Source organism: Tuberibacillus sp. Marseille-P3662 (assembly GCF_900178005.1).
Classification (GTDB): Bacteria; Bacillota; Bacilli; order Bacillales; family Sporolactobacillaceae; genus Marseille-P3662.
This window is the reverse complement of record NZ_FXBS01000003.1, coordinates 25,429-41,769: the sequence shown is the minus strand read 5'-3', so window position 1 is coordinate 41,769 and position 16,341 is coordinate 25,429. Positions and strand designations below refer to the sequence as shown.

General features: G+C 38.0%; 16 protein-coding genes and 1 pseudogene. 10 read left to right on the top strand and 7 right to left on the bottom strand.

Annotated elements, in window-relative coordinates; translation table 11 throughout:
* Positions 1 to 273: 273 nt before the first annotated feature.
* From B9Y89_RS01615 to istA, 4 genes are all read right to left on the bottom strand, one after another.
* The gene (locus B9Y89_RS01615) at positions 274 to 957 is read right to left on the bottom strand and encodes a DUF421 domain-containing protein (RefSeq protein WP_085520949.1); all 684 of its coding nucleotides are present in this window, start codon (positions 955 to 957) and stop codon (positions 274 to 276) included.
* Positions 958 to 980: 23 nt separating this feature from the next.
* A complete protein-coding gene (locus B9Y89_RS01610; protein ID WP_085520947.1) occupies positions 981 to 1,559 on the bottom strand; it encodes a CBO0543 family protein in 579 nt (192 codons plus the stop codon).
* 476 nt (positions 1,560 to 2,035) lie between these two features.
* Complete coding sequence (locus tag B9Y89_RS01605; RefSeq protein WP_085520945.1) at positions 2,036 to 3,046, bottom strand: DUF3231 family protein; 1,011 nt, start codon at positions 3,044 to 3,046, stop codon at positions 2,036 to 2,038.
* 139 nt (positions 3,047 to 3,185) lie between these two features.
* On the bottom strand, positions 3,186 to 4,421 hold the full coding sequence (gene istA, locus B9Y89_RS01600) for an IS21 family transposase (RefSeq protein ID WP_085521582.1): 1,236 nt from the start codon (positions 4,419 to 4,421) through the stop codon (positions 3,186 to 3,188).
* A 94-nt stretch (positions 4,422 to 4,515) separates the two neighbouring features.
* Here istA and B9Y89_RS01595 point away from each other — a divergent pair, with 94 nt between their 5' ends.
* The 3 genes from B9Y89_RS01595 to B9Y89_RS01585 all read left to right on the top strand — a co-directional run bounded on the left by B9Y89_RS01595 (position 4,516) and on the right by B9Y89_RS01585 (position 7,503).
* Positions 4,516 to 5,106, top strand: a complete 591-nt coding sequence (locus B9Y89_RS01595; RefSeq protein WP_139822671.1) for a hypothetical protein — start codon at positions 4,516 to 4,518, stop codon at positions 5,104 to 5,106.
* 60 nt (positions 5,107 to 5,166) lie between these two features.
* Positions 5,167 to 6,093 carry a hypothetical protein gene (locus B9Y89_RS01590; RefSeq protein WP_085520942.1) on the top strand — a complete coding sequence of 309 codons (927 nt, stop codon included), beginning with the start codon at positions 5,167 to 5,169 and terminating at the stop codon, positions 6,091 to 6,093.
* Positions 6,094 to 6,606: 513 nt separating this feature from the next.
* The gene (locus B9Y89_RS01585; protein WP_085520940.1) at positions 6,607 to 7,503 is read left to right on the top strand and encodes a hypothetical protein; all 897 of its coding nucleotides are present in this window, start codon (positions 6,607 to 6,609) and stop codon (positions 7,501 to 7,503) included.
* 272 nt (positions 7,504 to 7,775) lie between these two features.
* Here B9Y89_RS01585 and B9Y89_RS18890 read toward each other — a convergent pair whose 3' ends face one another.
* Both B9Y89_RS18890 and B9Y89_RS01580 read right to left on the bottom strand, forming a co-directional pair.
* Positions 7,776 to 7,922 (bottom strand): hypothetical protein, encoded by a 147-nt coding sequence (locus B9Y89_RS18890; RefSeq protein WP_176222061.1) that lies wholly within the window; start codon positions 7,920 to 7,922, stop codon positions 7,776 to 7,778.
* 223 nt (positions 7,923 to 8,145) lie between these two features.
* Complete coding sequence (locus tag B9Y89_RS01580) at positions 8,146 to 9,006, bottom strand: ATP-dependent DNA ligase (RefSeq protein ID WP_085520938.1); 861 nt, start codon at positions 9,004 to 9,006, stop codon at positions 8,146 to 8,148.
* A 270-nt stretch (positions 9,007 to 9,276) separates the two neighbouring features.
* Here B9Y89_RS01580 and B9Y89_RS01575 point away from each other — a divergent pair, with 270 nt between their 5' ends.
* From B9Y89_RS01575 to B9Y89_RS01560, 4 genes and pseudogenes are all read left to right on the top strand, one after another.
* Positions 9,277 to 10,509 carry a DNA polymerase IV gene (locus tag B9Y89_RS01575; protein WP_085520936.1) on the top strand — a complete coding sequence of 411 codons (1,233 nt, stop codon included), beginning with the start codon at positions 9,277 to 9,279 and terminating at the stop codon, positions 10,507 to 10,509.
* Between the two features lie 377 nt (positions 10,510 to 10,886).
* Positions 10,887 to 11,513: a hypothetical protein gene (locus B9Y89_RS01570; protein ID WP_085520935.1), complete on the top strand. Its 627-nt coding sequence runs from the start codon at positions 10,887 to 10,889 to the stop codon at positions 11,511 to 11,513.
* Positions 11,514 to 11,660: 147 nt separating this feature from the next.
* Positions 11,661 to 11,771: pseudogene (locus B9Y89_RS01565) on the top strand (recombinase family protein); the annotation flags it as partial.
* A 91-nt stretch (positions 11,772 to 11,862) separates the two neighbouring features.
* Positions 11,863 to 12,156: an AbrB/MazE/SpoVT family DNA-binding domain-containing protein gene (locus B9Y89_RS01560; RefSeq protein WP_085520933.1), complete on the top strand. Its 294-nt coding sequence runs from the start codon at positions 11,863 to 11,865 to the stop codon at positions 12,154 to 12,156.
* Between the two features lie 229 nt (positions 12,157 to 12,385).
* On the opposite strand, the gene B9Y89_RS01555 is transcribed toward B9Y89_RS01560, so the two are convergent.
* Positions 12,386 to 13,072 (bottom strand): ArsR/SmtB family transcription factor, encoded by a 687-nt coding sequence (locus tag B9Y89_RS01555; protein ID WP_085520931.1) that lies wholly within the window; start codon positions 13,070 to 13,072, stop codon positions 12,386 to 12,388.
* Between the two features lie 115 nt (positions 13,073 to 13,187).
* Here B9Y89_RS01555 and B9Y89_RS01550 point away from each other — a divergent pair, with 115 nt between their 5' ends.
* From B9Y89_RS01550 to B9Y89_RS01540, 3 genes are all read left to right on the top strand, one after another.
* Positions 13,188 to 14,036 carry an isocitrate lyase/PEP mutase family protein gene (locus B9Y89_RS01550; protein WP_085520929.1) on the top strand — a complete coding sequence of 283 codons (849 nt, stop codon included), beginning with the start codon at positions 13,188 to 13,190 and terminating at the stop codon, positions 14,034 to 14,036.
* A 116-nt stretch (positions 14,037 to 14,152) separates the two neighbouring features.
* Complete coding sequence (locus B9Y89_RS01545) at positions 14,153 to 15,106, top strand: DNA-3-methyladenine glycosylase family protein (RefSeq protein WP_085520927.1); 954 nt, start codon at positions 14,153 to 14,155, stop codon at positions 15,104 to 15,106.
* Positions 15,099 to 16,292 carry an MFS transporter gene (locus B9Y89_RS01540; RefSeq protein ID WP_085520925.1) on the top strand — a complete coding sequence of 398 codons (1,194 nt, stop codon included), beginning with the start codon at positions 15,099 to 15,101 and terminating at the stop codon, positions 16,290 to 16,292. The genes B9Y89_RS01545 and B9Y89_RS01540 overlap by 8 nt, the downstream gene beginning before the upstream one ends.
* Positions 16,293 to 16,341 lie beyond the last annotated feature (49 nt).

The window sequence follows — 16,341 nt, the reverse complement described above, 5'->3', positions numbered from 1 at the left end:
ACCAAATCCCCCAATCTATTGATGAAATGTACTGATGAAATGGGCTTTTTAGCGAACCTCAACTTGTCAACTACACCTTAAAGTGCATTCTGCCACTTTGGTTGGACACAGATATTGGAATGGATAAGAAAAGTAAATAAAGAGCTGGTAAGATCGTCTAAAAAGATTTGATGCCCCTGAAGGAAAAAAAGGAATTTGCACCATATCAATCAACATTTTAACGAAAAAGTTGGGTTTAGTCAGCAAATGAGCGTACTGCATACAATATCTTTTTTATTTGGGGCTAATATGAATACCTTCACTATCCCGCCAATCAGCGTGAAGTATTTTTTTTTCGTTATCATACCCATTGGCCAATAATTCATTATCTAACCACTGTTGGTCAAATCCGCGTTCGCGTAAATTATCCGTTAAAACTTCGCCATCGATTATCAAGGTGATGGGGAGGTCTACAGGACTTTCCAGAAGATTCAGATCCTGCTTTTCCGGCTTTTGATATTTCGATTTAAGTAATGTAGTGATTTGACCATTGGTTTCCAATATACCGTATTTGACTTCACGTACTGAAAAAACATTTCTTTGTCGCAGTAAACTTAATATTTGATTCACATCTAATTTGTTCCTTTTCGCTATTTTCCGATCAATCATGCCATCCCGAATGATGATGTTAGGATTGCCTACTAAAAGAGAACGTGTCGATTTCATGTTGAGGGTTAAAAACTCTACCCCCAACATGAGAAGCGTCCATAATCCGACGGCATATAAAAAGGAGATAATGCCTAACTGATCTTGGTAAATGATGCTTCCTAAAAGATCGCCAAGCAACAACACAAAAACTAAGTGAAAAGGCGTTAACTGATAAATGGATGTCTTGCCTGTGACGATGACGATAAAAAATAATGCGACAAAACCGATGACAAGTTTAATCGTTAGTAAACCAATATTAACTTCTTCCAAAGTTTTTTCCTCCAATTTAAATTTTACTTAGTTGTAAGATCTTGAGGTTTAGATAAAGAGGCTAGTTTTAGTATTAAAGCTCGAGTTGCAATTCCAACAATGATGTAATATATGAATGAATATCTGTATCTCCACTCTAAATAATTAACAAGTTTGACCCACTCGCAAAAGGGTTCACCTATAAAGGCATATGTTAGTGCCATAATGATTTGGGCTAAAATAAAAGATTTCCATCTTCTAAAATATTGATATAACAACATGTGAGCCACAGGTACCATTGAAAAATCAAAAGGATAGGCCCGAGGCATAATAGGTAGGAATGCAATGGGGTAATCCCAAAAATTATATTGTGCACCAACTACATCTAATAAGGTTGTTGTCAAGATAATTATGGTACCAAATAACAAAATTTCTAAAATAATGTCTCGTTTAACAAGTTTAGCCCATATAACCCAAGGCATAATTAAAAAAACGACTAGAATCCACCATTCCCAAGATAAAAACTCATTTTTTAGCCAACCATTTAATTCTAAATGATACAGCTTATCTTCTAATAAACGTATTTCCTTAAGATTTTCAAATATATTATCTATTGATATCACCCCTATATTTAAATTAAAAGGTGACAGATACTTTTGAATTCAAACTCTTTGAGCTGTCTTTTTAGTATTACCATTTTTAAGTTCTTCTAACACGGGTTTTCGACTTTTTTAATGAATTAGAAATATCTTAAAATGAATTTTTTAAGTCTAGATTTAAGATATAACAATAAAAACAGAATACATCAGCTTATAATAATGGAGAAAGCAGGCGAGAACCCTGGGGTACGGAAACGGTTCGTAATTTCAGGGGCCACTATTCGGTAAATACCATTTAATTAATTGACAAGGAGCTCATCAGATAGCTGTTTTAAACCATTCATGTTGAATCTCTCCCTACTAAATGTATAGAACAATCATAATTAGAGAAAAAGACAAAATATTATAGCAAAAATACAGACGTAATGCCTCCCTAGACGACACCCCTCTCGTAGTCTTTCCAACATCTAACGGAATATGAGAAGGTGAAAATTGAACAGTTATTTTTTCTTGGCTAATTCATCCCTATCCAAAGCCCTAGGTGGTTCTTCCATCCATCCATGTTTAATCATAAGTTTAGCCCCATCATCAGCATACTTAAGTATTTCAGCTACTAGCCTGCTATATTGCACACCTAAATCTCTTCTTGGACTCATGGCCATACTTGAACCATAATACCCAACACTTAAGGCAATTAAGGATGTGCAGTAAAACATCATTAGCTTATCAGAAAAAGTATAAGTCGTTGAGTCTGTCACCTCTGTATCAAATGTCATAGGAACAGGAATGTCATCCTCTCTCATGATTGAGCCAAATACCTCACAATGCTTTTGGGCAAGTTCTTTGCCCCTTACAAGAAACTTTCTTACCTCTTTTGATTTTGCAACCTGACTATATCCAATCATAGTGGCTACACCTAGAGCATTCCTTTGAAAATTAGCATAGAGATTTGCAATTTCTGTACCTGTCAAAGGTCTTTTTTCACCAAAATAACCTGTAAGGAAACTCTGACTTTTTACAAAATCATAAGTCTCAGGTGTTGGGAGGTATGGAGACCTCATATAAAGCCCTTTAGTTAATAAAACTTCCTTTACTTCTCTTAGAAAATCAGTTAACTGTGAAATACATTCATTAAAGTAACTGTAAACATCTGCTCTCACAGCTAAAGACAAACTGATACTATAGGCTTGTAAGGTAATTTGTGCCCCTTGGTGAAGGTAATTCAAAACATATGTGTCAGAAAATAATCGAGGGGCAGTTACATTTACATCTTCATCCATTTTGAATCCATATGGTATAGGATAATCTTCTTTATTGAAAATCTCAGTTAAAGTTTTTATATTGCCTTGAGCTAAATCCAAAGCCTGTTGGATGAGTGGTCTAATTTCTTCATCTTCTACTTTAGCTAAAAATTGTTGAAATTGACATGTTAATGCCGTGTCATTCATGTAAGCAGTCCAAAGCTCTGTAATCTCTACTGATGTTAATTTGACATTCTTTTCAGGTTCTATTTGGGTTCCCTCCAGTAACTAGATTATGCTACTTTAGGTATCCCCAACATTCACCTTGAATATGTAAATGCAAAAAAGGCTGTTTAGATATATCCTAAACATGTCTCCTCTTCCTTACTGAATTTAGTAATATCATTTTTCATGACTGATCGCCCTCCTCTAGTTGATCATAGATTTGAAGAGGCCGTTTGGCTACTTCTTCAATATCAGAGGACTGGAATCGGCTATCGGTCGGCAAACCATTAGCAGTTGGTTTCAGTCCTTTATAATGCTCAAAATCAATATGATCCCTTGCTCGACCTGTCATAATCGGATGCTTCGCAATGCATTCATGGGCATCGTATATTTCCAGATGGTGATCGAGGGTTTCTTTGATTTTCAACGCTTGTCCTACGTACCGAAAAGGTACGGAATAGCGTTTCCCTTGATAAGAAATAAAACAATCCTTGCTCACACGACGCATTTCCCAATGATTAATGTGGAAGAGTGGCTTGGTGTTTGATTGTCCTAAGTATGTTTGCTCATGTTGAAAACGGGCTTGTGGCGATTCCTGGGTGGTGTGATGTATCTTATGATTTGCCGTTTTATCTAACCACTGGCGTACATCATCATTAAGCGATCGCAAGGTAGGCGCGTGTTTCCGCTGCAGGAAGTTTTTCTTTACATAGCCTACAACATTTTCGATCTTGCCTTTCGTCTGAGGACGATAGGGCTTACAAGCCTTAGGTACGATACCATAATAAGCAAGAAACTCTTCAAACCTCCGGTTAAATCGGATTTCTACAGGACTATGTTTGATGACCGCGGTTTTCATATTGTCATATAAAATTTGTTCAGGAACGCCATTAAAGTAGGCGAACGCGTTCATATGACATTTCATTAAAGTCTCCAAATTCATACTGTCCGTGAACTCAACATATTTCATACGCGAATAGCCTAGCACCATGGTAAATATATAGATTTCTTTGTCCTCTCCGTCTACTTCAAACTTGCCAACATGGCCCCAGTCCATCTGTGCCTGCTTTCCAGGTGGTGTTTCGTACCGTAAAGTTGCTTGTTTTTTGGGTTTCTGGCGAAAAGGACGAACAAATTCCCGTAGAATCGTCATCTTTCCCACATAACCCATGGCCTGTATTTCATCAAATAATACGACACAATTAGTTGTACCTTCTTTAATCCGTTTCTTCAAATAATCTTTGAAAGGATCAAGCTTACTTTGTTTGTTATTTGAAGTCTTTCGGGCCGGCAGTTGATCCTGATTGATATACTTCCGAATGGTTTTGGGATCAAATCCGGTTTCGTTAGAAATCGCGGTAATCGACCAACCTTTTTGATAGAACTCTTTAATCATAAAAAACTCCCCATCTTTGACCATCATTTCTACACTCCAATGTTCTATGTCATATAGAAATGATTATCCGTTATTTTTGGGGAATTTGAAACCGTTGTTATTAGGGATTTTATCACCGTTGATAACAATCACAGATATACTTTTACAAAACCCCAGTTTTAGAGATATATACGAAACACATAATAAAAAAGTAAAGGATCTAAAGACACAAATTGAGGAAGACATAACTACTTTATTTAATATTAAAAGTGAATTAGATGAAGCGAACCAAGAAGTGAAAAATTTAGGAGATAAAACGACGGTACAAAATGAAATAAATCGTCTTGAAAGCGAAGTTGATAAAATAAGGGAAAGTTCAGGATTGTCTTATGAAGACAATAAAAAATACGAAGAATTAAGTGAACAAAAAGAGAAACTCGACAAAGAACTATTAATAAATGATAGTAATTTGAAAGTGTTAGACGAATATAAAGGGTATGTTGAATACCAAAGTAAAAGATATAAGGAATTAATTGAAGAGAAAACTGAACAGTTTCTTAATCGAATTGATGATGAAGGTAAGATGTTATTAGAAAATATAACAAAAGAAATAAAAGATTTCATTGATGAGGAATTTAATAATTTTATTAGAAATAAATTTTCAATCACTGAAACTATTGAAGAAAAGCTAAACGAGGGTAAAACAAATATTGATGAAATTGAGAAGTAGTTAGATCCATTTACAAAAAGGTTTGAAAATCAACATAGGCTTCAAGAGTTGCAAGGAAATTTGAAGGAACAAAAAGAGATTTTATCAAAGATTGATGAAAAGGAAAAATTTGTTGATTCCCTTAAAACACAATTTGACTCGATCAAAAACATTATACCCCGAAGGTATGATGAGCTTCTGGGATTGTATGATGAAATTTATCAAGAACTAAATAAAGATAATTATAAGCAAATATCATCCGAACTGAAATTAGAAGCACATATTAAATTTGATGAGGAAAGGTTCTTTGCACGATTTACAAATGCTTTTAACAGAAGAAAGAAACTTAGCAAAGTTATTGAAAATACATTTGAGGAAAATGATCAATTCGTTTTTGATAATTTTGCTCAACATAAATGGAAAATTAATAACATTTTTAGGTATTTGATTGATGACAATAGTGACCTTCATTTAAAGACAGGTAATAGTTTAAAAGATGTTACCAATGCTTTATTGGAAGATTTATTTTATATTGATTATGATCTAATACAAAGAAATGATTCATTTCTTCATATGTCACCAGGTAAAAGAGGTCTCGTTTTACTTCAACTTTTCTTGCATTTAAGTAATGCTAAGTATCCAATTCTTATTGATCAACCAGAAGATAATTTAGACAATAGAACCATTTTTACAGAGTTGAATACATTTATTAAAGATAAGAAAATCGAGAGACAGGTAATTATTGTTACGCATAATGCTAATTTAGTAGTGTTGACTGACGCCGAGCAGGTTATTGTCGCTAATCAATCTGGACAACAAATTAACAGAGAAAATGCTCAATATCAGTTTGAGTATGTGACAGGAGCGCTTGAATGTACACATAATAATCCCCTTGCAAAGGGTATTTTGTTTCATATTGGTATTAAGGAACATGTATGTGACATTTTAGAAGGAGGGAAAGAAGCATTTGAGAAAAGGGAAGAAAAATATGGTTGGTCGATCACATAAACATCTTTAGTGAGCATAATATGGCATCCAACTTTATTAACGGATTTTCCATATTACGTAAAAATGCTGTTAAAAAGCAGTTGAATTTAATGTGTGCAATTAGATGGGTTATCCCCCATCTTTTTTAATCTCATTGCAAATGTGATCCTTCTTCTTTTGATACTAATTTCATGCAAGGGTCGGGTTGTATTTTTTAGACTGCTTACGCTTAAAAATTTCCACTATTATCCCTTGCATGCCGAAATTCGGCAGAGGCTAGCCTGCCGCCAAGCTGAACAAAATCAAAATGTGGACATGAATGATTCGGCTTGTGGCCCAATTGTAAATGCCCTCAGAAATTTAAAAGGTAGTAGTTGCAAATATAATGTTAAATATAAAGTAACCCCATTGGGATTCAAAATATCATTCATACGGGGCTTTGATGCAATTGATGGTGGAAGCATTATTTTTTTGTACATAAGCAGGGATCTTGTGTGATTTTTCGAAAGTTATGCGGAATTAAGGGGGTAAATAATGGTCGGTTGCTTAGGAATAGTTATTTTTATTTTAGTTATTTGGGTGTGGTTTCTTATATATAAATATGTCGGACACGAGCCTAGAGTCGAGGGTTATTGTTTTCATTTAGGATGCGACTTTCCAGATGACTATGTTAGGAATTGGTTTGGAGATATATGGCTGTATAGCCCTCTGTGGCTACCAGCTTTAATTTTAGTAATTTACTTTATTTATGATAATTGGAGCCAAGTTAAAAAAGTAATTACAGCAAAGAAAAAGAAAATACTCATTTCTAGTCTTATTGGGGTCACTGTTGTCACACTTTTTCTATCAGTTAAACCTAGATTAAGTGATTGGGCGAATAGACGGGATGCTTATAATCAAGCCATAACAAAATTGAATGAAGAAAAATATTTAGAAGCAGTATCCAGTTTTACTCAAATTAAAGGTTATAAGGACTCCGAACAAAAAATTAGAAAAATAAATTCCATCCTTTTCGAGAAATCGCCCAAACTAATTGGTGAAGGTAACTATGTAAAAGCAATTAATTATTTGAATTATCTTTCTGGAGTTCCGAAATATAATAAGAAAGTAGATGAAATGATTGCTAATGCAAATGCAAAATTGGAAAATAAAAAAGCTGAATTTAAGGCTGAAAAAAGGTCTGAATTAAGGAGCAAACCTCCTCACGATGGTATGTTAGAGAAATATATCAAATATTCAAGTTGGGGCGCTCCTACAAAAATAGAGCTTTCCCACAATTACAATGCTAAAAGACCAGACAGAAGGTTTAAAGTTTATAAATGGATTAAAAGAGATGGCGGAGAAATTATCCAAATAAAATCTTTAATGGTGAAACAAGGAAGAGTATGGGGAGAACCTGAGATTTCTAACTATTCCGGGTATGGGGGTTAAAGAAGGGGGTTTGTAGAATAAGTGAAGGATTTCTCAATGAAATATAATAGAACTAACAGCTCAAGTTAGTGAAGAAAATTTTTGACCTATACTATTCAGAACAAAAAGTAATAATAACAAAATAAACTCTGGAAAAGAACCAGAGTTAATCAGAGTTTTATTAGCCTATTCTTCTTTTAACCTATTAAAATTAACCCAGCATAAAAATTCATTAAAATCATATGTTGAAAAATCGTAACAAGTGTTGATATCACCGTTTTTATAATGAATTTCTACTGTAGGGTAACTTTTTTTATCTCATCCGCCGAAAATTTAGTGAATCCACCTTCGTGATCTAGTACAATATTTGGACCAAATATATCTGTTTCTGAATCTTCGTGGCGAATCAAAGGTGAATGAATTGGTAATTTAAATGCCATAGGAATCCTCCTTCTTATTTTATTCACCATACTAATAATAGTACTTTTTTGGGTAGGATATCCAATCAAATGGAATTCATAGACGATACAAAGAGTTGTTTCTGATATAACTTGATTTTTCAAATCCGGGGGAGCCTTAAAATTAATTTAATTGCAAAATTGGCGCCTTTTATTTTGCTCAAAAAAATGGGTAAAAGACATCCTGCTACAAAATGCAGCAGGATTATAAAATGAATTCTTCAAACACCGGTGACCGCAGCATGCTTTTCCTTGTCCAATTTCGGAACTTGACTTTAGCACGGATGGCTGGTTTAAGGTGTACGCTTTTGTTATCTTCATCTTTGATAAGGGATTCGGTTGCTTGATAGAAAGCCTGACGTTCCGTTCTTGAAGGACCATGTTCGATGATGCCAACAGGATTGAGCCTGTTATTAGCCTTGATGGCTGCAAGCCATCCAAATGCCGGCGCTTTAAGGTAACCGGTGAGGTATACCTCGGTGTACCTCCAGTTGATGATCTTACGCCAATGTGGACTTCGACGGGACTGGTAAGGACTATTAGAAAACTTAGCACATATTCCTTCCATATTGGCCGTTTGGATCGTTTTGAAAAGCTTTTTCCCTTCACCGACGACATAAGGTGTTTGATGAATGAAAGCATGATCGGCCAGTACATTTTCAAGCACCGTTTTTCGCTCTCTTAATGGTAAGCCTCGCAAGTCTTTCCCTTTATAATACAAGATATCAAAAGCAATAAATGAGCATGGTAAGGATCGGCTCTTACGTCTAACCTTTTCCGGATGTTTCGTAGAGAAACGGTTCATGACAAGCTCAAAATCAACGTTTTGCGTTGCTTGATCATAACAAACGATTTCACCATCAAGAATAACATCATCGGCTATCGATCCATTTAAAAGTTCAGGAAAACGCTCAGTCACAACGGTTTGATGTCGAGTATAAATGGTCGTCATACCCTGGTTAACGCTTATAATGGCTCGGAAACCATCAAATTTAGGTTCAAATATATAATCGGAATGATCAAATGCGTGCTCGCTTGTTTCAAGTAACATCGGTGCTATAAACATGATGTCTCACCCAAGCTAAGTTTAGCAAAGATTGAAACCATCTTGTTAGTCCAACGCTTTTGGTATTTTAAGGTATGATTCTCATATGAATGATTGATATATGCTAAACTTTCCGCCTTACTTGGCACGACAAATAGCCCTCAAATAAATACGCCATTTATGACTCAATTCACGCCAATTAATGGCATTTTTATTTTTGTGTATAAATCGAATGTGTATTCGTATATAATGATCAATAGAACACATGTTTCTATTGAAAGAAGGTTCATGATGAAAGGCAGCGTGATTTTCCTTGTTGATATGCAGTCGTTTTATGTTTCCGTTGAAAAGGCTGATGATCCGACATTACAGAACCAGCCCGTTATTGTATCCGGTGATCCAGAGAGACGAAGCGGCATTATTCTAGCTGCTTGTCCTATAGCTAAAGAGTTCGGTGTTGAAACAGCCGAACCCCTATGGAAAGCCCAACAAAAATGCCCCCAAGCTGTCGTGAGGCGTCCAAGAATGCAACGATACATTGATATGTCGTTACAAATCACAAAGATCTGTGAGCAATTTACGGATCTGGTCGAACCCTTCTCCATTGATGAGCAATTTCTAGATGTGACAGGTAGCCAAAGGCTTTTTGGTGAACCTTTTGAGATCGCAACGAAGATTCAGACAAGGATTATGGCTGTGACAGGGGTTTATGCTCGGGTTGGGATGGGCCCGAATAAAGTCTTGGCTAAAATGGCCTGTGATAACTTCGCCAAAAAGAATCGGGATGGTATCTTTCAGCTTGATACCTCCAATATGCAAGAGAAACTTTGGCCGCTACCGATTGGAAAACTTTTTGGGGTTGGTAACCGGATGGAGCAACATTTGATTCGAATGGGCATCCGTCAAATCGGCCATTTAGCGAACTTCCCATTGCAACAGCTTCAATCGCGATGGGGCATCAACGGTCAGGTATTATGGCAAACCGCCAATGGCCGTGACTTTGCGCCTGTGACAACCCAAACGCATGACGGGCAAAAGGCCATTGGTCACAACATGACTTTGCCCCGAGATTATGAAATCCTAAGTGATATTCGAGTCGTGTTGCTTGAATTAAGCCAAGAGGTAGCACGGCGAGCACGAGCTAAGGGCTATACTGGCCAAACGGTGTCATTAGGTGTAAGGGGTGCGGACTTTGATCGGCCGACGGGGTTTCATCGACAAATCAAACTCACGTCCCCGACAGACTTTGACTTAGATATTTACCATGCAGCTGATCATTTGCTTCATCGGTATTGGGATCAGTTACCCATCCGTAGCCTTGGTGTAACTTTATCACAGCTGCAACAGGGTCATAACATTCAGTTAAGTCTTTTTGAAGCGACAAATAAAAAACACCAGCTTAATCAGGCCCTAGATACGATTTATCATAAATATGGAAATACCGCTATTGTCAGGGCCGCTTCACTAACCGCTGCCGGTCAAACCTTTGAGCGATCGGCTAAAATAGGTGGCCATTATAAATAATCGGGGGATGATGATATGACAACGACCCATTAACACCTGGTCAAAAGCTAATATGAGCGTTTATGACTGTCCCACCTATTTGGTGTGTATGAATCCATTGGCCTCTGACCATACTGGCTCGTAAAGGAGTTGATGGTCTATATGGGCGTTAATATGTCAAAAAGTGAAGCTAAAAAAGTGGCCAAGCGCTGTCAAGAAGTCGGTAAAAAATACGGAATCCCCGCCAAAAAGAAATAGTCATTCAAGGTTAAAACTGGGTTTACATATCCAGTTATTTTTTTGTCCTAAAGATACATAAATGAAGGGTCCCCCCTCATAGGTATTAACTTAAGTCTAGGACACAGGGACAGTGTCTAAAAGTTAAGTGAGGGATCAAGATGAGTGTCGAAGTCAAGAGTAAGACCCGTTCAGATAAAAAACGAGATATCAAGCCAACGATTGCCATTCAGCTTTATGAAGCGGTCAGCCGACTATCTTACATCACAGATACGCCCATAAAAGATGTCAGCGTCACGATTTGCAAAAGGGGTCTATATGCTCATCCCGTTCTTGAATACCTGTCCGATTACTTCAGACGTGATTATTGGGCCAACAATCAAACCCTTTATACGGGGGAGCTTGAAAATGAAAAGTATCAAACGAAGAAAGGTATAACCAAAAGACGAATCACCATGCGTTTCACCCAAAGAGATTATGATCAATTAGCTAGATTGGCCTATGCATTAGATTTAACAATATCTTCAGCAACGGGATTGTTATTGGAATTGGCTTTAAAAAACACCGATGTTTTTCACAGTTTGGTGGCTATGCATATCAACAAGGAACTAGATCCCGGACGAATGAAACAGCTGCGTGAGATCATTAAATACATTAATCGGCATAATCCTTATGAAACTATATCCTTTGGTCATGTCGTCACAATGATCATGGAAGACATTAAAGATCATACGGTAACAATGACCGAATCCGTTAAGCAATGGATCGATGAACACACAAGCAAATAAAGATCAAAAGATTAACCTTATGCCTACAATGGCATTTGGCATATGACTTCCAAACTGCTGATAATAGCATCATTGTGAAGGCATAATTGACAGTCAATCGCATACACTTTTCTTTTTAATGAACCCAATAAAAGGTGGCCAACTTGAGGGTATGCGCGGGTTAGCACTGAAGATCAAAACTTAGATGGCCAGCTTGAGCAACTAACAAAGTATGGTGTATATGAAATTGTCCAGGAGAAAGTCAGTGGCGTTGTGAGGAGAGGGACATAGAAATTTTTACATAAAAAAAGAAGGTGTGAGCGATTTCGACATAGAAACTAATGTTAATATCATACAAGGGGATGATTCAATGAAATCAACGGGTATCGTTCGGAAGATCGATGAATTAGGTCGTATTGTCTTGCCAATTGAGTTAAGAAGAAACCTTGATATTAATATTAAAGATCCAGTTGAAGTTTACACGGATGAAGACAAAATCGTCCTAAAAAAATATAAGCCTACCAAGGCGTGCCAAATGACAGGTGAGGTATCGGATAATAATCTGGTACTTGCTAATGGAAACGTGATTTTGAGTGAAGATGCTGCGAAAGAACTTGTTAATGAAATAAAACAATCTATTGATGAACCGGTGGGAGCCCACTAAAAGGTGGGCTTTGATAAACATACATTTACTTGAGCGACAGAGTTCCGAGAAGGACAAAAAATACGACCCATGGAGAAAATCCTCAAAAATGGGACGCTCACATTTTCAGTGAGATTGAAGGGCATGGGGGACAGTTCATCTAACTGCACACATATGTTCATTACAAATATAGTTATTTTATTAAACAAACGCGCCCGTTTGCTGAAATCTTAATTTCAAGGTAAATCTCTCAAATAGACAGGTGAAACTCCTGCTTTAATCCAGACTGGCCTTTATTTGTAATTTTGATCGCACGTGACGAAGGAACTTGAGTAATCCATTCTAATTCAAAAAGACGTTTGGCAAGACCGTTACCTAAAGCCCCTGCAAGATGATGATGGCGCTCGCTCCAATCGAGGCAGGCTCGGGAAAAAGACCGGCGTTTTTTTCTTAAGGCCGTCATATCCAAACCAAACTCTGTGAAAAATTGTTCCCCGCTTGGGGTCACCCGAAAGTCCTTCTCCTCTTTTTTGAGATAGCCTTCCTCCACCATCGCATTTGTTAAACCTACACCCAGCGATCCTGCCAAATGGTCATAACAGGTTCTTGCGCTGTGCAGGGCTTTGGCCTGGGAGGATTGTTTCAATGAACGAACTTTGGGTGGTTTAGAAACGGACAAAAAAGATTCCAACATATTCGCTATCTCCCGATTGGCAAGCTGATAATAACGGAAACGACCGTGTTTCTCCACGATTACAAAATCACCATCTACTAATTTTGCAAGATGAAAACTCGCGGTTTGAGGTTTGATTTCGGCCATATACGCTAATTCAGTGGCTGTATGAAATCGGCCGTCCATTAAATTGGTCAGGATCGCTGCCCTCGATGATTCCCCCATCAAAGAAACAACTTCTGCAACATTTGGATTTGCACCCATTTTAGTCACCCCCAACATGTATTCCATATTTCGATTATAGTTGAACTTTCCTTAAGTTACAATGAAAGCAGGCAAAAAAGCTGCCTTATCCAATACATGAAACGGAGGTTTTTTTATGAATCCCAAGGATCAATTACAAAAGACCAAACATTTTCACCAATTGCATCAACCTGGGTCAACTTTTGTCCTTCCAAATGCCTGGGATGTGATTAGCGCAAAAATATTTGAGGAAAGTGGATTTGAAGCCATTGGAACAACAAGTGCAGGTATCGCCACGTCACTGGGATTTAAGGACGGTCAGAATATACCTTCCGAGAAAATGACAGAGGTCATTAAAACGATTGCTGACGCAGTGAATGTTCCCGTCAGTGCAGATATTGAGGCAGGGTATGGAGAATCAGCTGAGAATGTCGCAAAAGCAGCCAAGAAAGTCTTAGAAGCAGGTGCTGTTGGGATCAACCTTGAAGACGGAACAGGAAATCTTGAACATCCACTATATGATCTTTCCCTGCAAAAGGAGAAAATAACAGCGATCAAAGAGTTTTCAGATACGACAGAGGGTTCCTCTTTATTTATCAATGCGCGTACGGATACGTATTGGCTAAACATTGACGATCCCTCAACGCGATTCCAAAAGACGGTTGAACGTGTTAAGGCATTCGAGGAAGCCGGAGCTGATTGTATTTTTGTACCCGGCCTGCACGATCGGGAGATTATCCAGAAACTCAGGAAAGAAACGAACTGTCCTATCAACCTTTTGGTTGATCCTGACATGCCTAATTTGAGTGAGTTATCAAACCTCGGAATTGAAAGGGTTAGTTGCGGTTCAAGCCCTTTCAGAGCAACCGTAACCCTATTGAAAACAATCAGTGAGGAAATCAAAAACCAGCAGACCTTTCATCACATGCAGGGCGATGTTCTGTCATATAGGAAGGTCGCTAAATTGGTAGAACAAACATCGTAATCGCATCAAATAGAATAACATTCATATTTCAACTAGCGTTGAATTCATTTGTGGTTACAATCCTTTCTGTGACTCTTTTAAACGATGTCACCTAGTGAATTTATTGGAGGTGCAACATGCAGAAAAAACAAACAGAAATCATACCCGCTCAACCTTATGCATTTGGTCAAGCCCTGGCCTATATTCGGACATCACCTTCGTCCATCCTTGAAAAAATCGATGACCACGGATATCATCGTGTTTTTACATTTACAGATCAACCGGTGTTGGTTCAAATGAACCATGAAGGCTCTATTGATAACGCAAGGCTCAAGGTCGAAGTGATTGGAGATCATGTTGATGCTGCAATATTAAATCAAGCTGTAGATACACTTAAGCGTATTTTTTGCTTAACAGTTGATCCCGAACCGTTTCATCTCTTGACCGTGAAAGATCCAATACTAGGTGGACAAATGAGTTCCTATCGAGGGTTACGACCTGTATTAATCGGAGACCCTTTTGAGGCTCTTGTTTGGGCGATCATTGGACAACAAATTAATATTACGTTTGCCAAAAAATTAAAGTTAAAGCTACAAGGTCTTTGTGGCGATACATTTCATTTTAATGGGAAGTCTTATCCGGTCTTTCCAAAACCGGAGCAAATTATTGCATTAGGTGAAGAAAAGCTTCGTGAAAATCAATTTAGCCGTCAAAAAGCGCAATACTTAATCACCGCTTCAAGGGCTGTGGCCAGTGGGGATATTGATTTTGAGGCGTTAACACATATGTCTTACGACAAAGCCTGTCAATCCCTTATGCAGTTTAAAGGTTTGGGTCGCTGGACGGCAGAGTATGTCTTGATGAGGGGACTAGGATTTCAGGATATCATCCCAGCTGGTGATTTAGGATTGCAAGACATTATCGGTCAATTCTATAAACATGGGAAACGGGCGACTGAAGATGAAGTTCGCCAAATTGCAAAAGCGTGGTCTCCTTGGCGAAGTTGGGCAGCATTCGTATGGTGGTTACAGCTTCAGTTGGCCCATTTTGTTGAACAGAAACATCGATCAGGGGTGATTTCAGATGAGTAAGAAAAACACGGTAACCTTTTGGTTAGTGGGTTACACCCTGTTAATGTTAATGGTTGGAGCGAATATTCCATCCCCTCTGTACAGCGTCTATCAGCAGCAATGGGATTTTTCATCAGCAATTTTAACACTGATTTTTGCTGTTTACGCTCTGGTTCTCATTCCTTCCCTTCTAATATTTGGACAACTTTCTGATCGAATCGGAAGAAAAAAGGTCCTGCTTGTTGGATTACTGATTTCAGCTGCTGGTTCAGCTATTTTTGCATTTGCAGGTAGTATTGCTTGGTTATTTATCGCTCGAGGTTTGCAGGGGTTAGCAGCAGGGATGATGAGTGGAACAGCGACGGCTGCACTGGTTGAACTCCGTCCCAATCACCGAAAAACCGCTTCGCTCGTTGCATCAATTGCAACAGCGGGTGGAACTGCAGTTGGGCCAATACTAGGAGGAATTCTTGCACAGTACGGTCCTATTCCACTTGTATTGCCGTATATCGTACACCTGATTTTATTTATACCAGGGTTTATTACAATCCTTATGATGAACGAGACGGTTACATCAAAATCAACCGGACGTTGGCGTCCTCAACGTCCAAGTGTCCCTTCTAATATTCGTACACCTTTTGCAATGGGTGCTATTACTGCTTTTGCAGCTTGGTCTGTAACAGCCTTATTCATGTCCCTTGTCCCTTCTTATGTTTCATCCTTGATGGGGATTCATAACTTAGCCATAACAGGGGGCGTTGTATTTCTTATGTTGGGTGCATCAGCTGTTGCTCAATTAACTTTTAAAAACCTATCTTTTCGAACATCAATGATTTCCGGGCTTATTTTACTAATCATTGGTTTGGCCGGTATTTTGTTCGCTGTACCTTCACAATCAATTACGCTGTTAATCATAAGCACCATCATTACTGGATTAGGGCAAGGCCTTGCCTTTATGGGAAGTATGGCATTAGTCAATGAGATTGCTCCGGAAAACCGACGAGGAGATGTTGTTTCCACACTTTATGTGGTCATTTATATTGGTGTCGGATTACCTACAATAGGAATTGGATTTGGAGCCGTATGGATTGGCTTATATAAAGCCATTTTCATCTTTGCTTGTTTCATCGCGGCTTTGTCCATTCTTATGTCTATTCTGATTGCAGTTAAAATGAAACAACGCTTAGAGAGCCCAGTTGCAGGATAAATCGGGGATGGGTGTTTTCCCCCATCCTTTAATACATTTTCATACCTTT

What these genes read in the sequence shown, in the direction of transcription:
- istA (WP_085521582.1), bottom strand. Translation starts at nt 4,421, where the DNA reads ATGGTCAAAGATGGGGAGTTTTTTATGATTAAAGAGTTCTATCAAAAA.
- B9Y89_RS01585 (WP_085520940.1), top strand. Translation starts at nt 6,607, where the DNA reads ATGGTCGGTTGCTTAGGAATAGTTATTTTTATTTTAGTTATTTGGGTG.
- B9Y89_RS18890 (WP_176222061.1), bottom strand. Translation starts at nt 7,922, where the DNA reads ATGGCATTTAAATTACCAATTCATTCACCTTTGATTCGCCACGAAGAT.
- B9Y89_RS01580 (WP_085520938.1), bottom strand. Translation starts at nt 9,006, where the DNA reads ATGTTTATAGCACCGATGTTACTTGAAACAAGCGAGCACGCATTTGAT.
- B9Y89_RS01575 (WP_085520936.1), top strand. Translation starts at nt 9,277, where the DNA reads ATGAAAGGCAGCGTGATTTTCCTTGTTGATATGCAGTCGTTTTATGTT.
- B9Y89_RS01570 (WP_085520935.1), top strand. Translation starts at nt 10,887, where the DNA reads ATGAGTGTCGAAGTCAAGAGTAAGACCCGTTCAGATAAAAAACGAGAT.
- B9Y89_RS01560 (WP_085520933.1), top strand. Translation starts at nt 11,863, where the DNA reads ATGAAATCAACGGGTATCGTTCGGAAGATCGATGAATTAGGTCGTATT.
- B9Y89_RS01555 (WP_085520931.1), bottom strand. Translation starts at nt 13,072, where the DNA reads ATGGGTGCAAATCCAAATGTTGCAGAAGTTGTTTCTTTGATGGGGGAA.
- B9Y89_RS01550 (WP_085520929.1), top strand. Translation starts at nt 13,188, where the DNA reads ATGAATCCCAAGGATCAATTACAAAAGACCAAACATTTTCACCAATTG.
- B9Y89_RS01545 (WP_085520927.1), top strand. Translation starts at nt 14,153, where the DNA reads ATGCAGAAAAAACAAACAGAAATCATACCCGCTCAACCTTATGCATTT.
- B9Y89_RS01540 (WP_085520925.1), top strand. Translation starts at nt 15,099, where the DNA reads ATGAGTAAGAAAAACACGGTAACCTTTTGGTTAGTGGGTTACACCCTG.